This is a genomic window from Dactylosporangium sp. NPDC005572, from assembly GCF_040605515.1.
GTDB lineage: Bacteria > Actinomycetota > Actinomycetes > Mycobacteriales > Micromonosporaceae > Dactylosporangium.
Genome location: NZ_JBEXCY010000336.1, coordinates 1 through 901 on the forward strand (window position 1 = coordinate 1; position 901 = coordinate 901).

A 901-nucleotide genomic window follows, 5' to 3' on the forward strand; every position below is an offset into this window, starting at 1 on the left:
GGATGCCGCCGCCCTGGGTCAGGCCGGAGTCGATCACCTTGTTGTCGGCGACCACCGCCACGCCCGGCGGCCCGCGGCTGATCGTGGCCGGCCGGTGGATCCCGGCCGGCCTGCGCGCGGCGATCGGACCGGCGGCGGCCGAGCTGGACCGCCGGGCCCTCGCCCTGACGCCGCAGGAGATTTCGCGGTACTGCGCGAGGCTGGCCGACGTGCCGCCGGAGACCGTGCGGGACATCTTCGCGATCACGGGTGGCTGGGCAGCGGGTGTGGTGCTCGCCGCGGGGGCTCTCGCCGACGTCCCCGGCGACGGCGGGCCGACGCTGCGCGGCTTCCTGGCCGGCGGCGCGGGCCTCGGGGAGTACGTCCTCGACGAGGTCCTGGCCGGCCTGCCGGCGGCGGACCGCCGCGCCGTGCGGGACACCTGCCTGGCCGGCGCGGTCTGCGCCGACCTGTTCACCGCGCTCACCGGCCACGCCGACGCCGCCGGCCTGCTCGACCGGCTGGCCGCCGACGAGGTGTTCGCGACCGTGACCGGCGACGGCTGGTATGCGTACCCGCTACTGTGGCGCTCCGCCCTCTACGCGCTGCTCACCCACGAGGACCCGGCCCGGGCCCGGGCGCTGCACCGCGCCGCGGCCGGCTGGTACGCCGCTCACCGCCGGTTCGACGAGGCGCTGCACCACGCCGCGGCCGCCGGCGACCAGGCCCATGCCGAGCGCCTCCGCCGCGACCACTACGCCACCCTCGCCGGGGCCGCCCTGACCGCGCTCCCGCTGCCGGACCGCCCGGCCGGACCGGGCCCGGCCGCTCCCGGCCTGGCCACTCCCGGCTCGCCCGCTCGTGGCTCGGCCACTTCGGAGCCGGCCACCACGGGACCGACCGCATCGGAGCGAGCCACCTC

The 901-nt window shown here is 78.8% G+C and carries 1 pseudogene; it reads left to right on the forward strand.

What is annotated here, in order from left to right:
• Positions 1-41: 41 nt before the first annotated feature.
• A pseudogene (locus tag ABZS66_RS58890) lies at positions 42-901 on the forward strand (hypothetical protein); the annotation flags it as partial.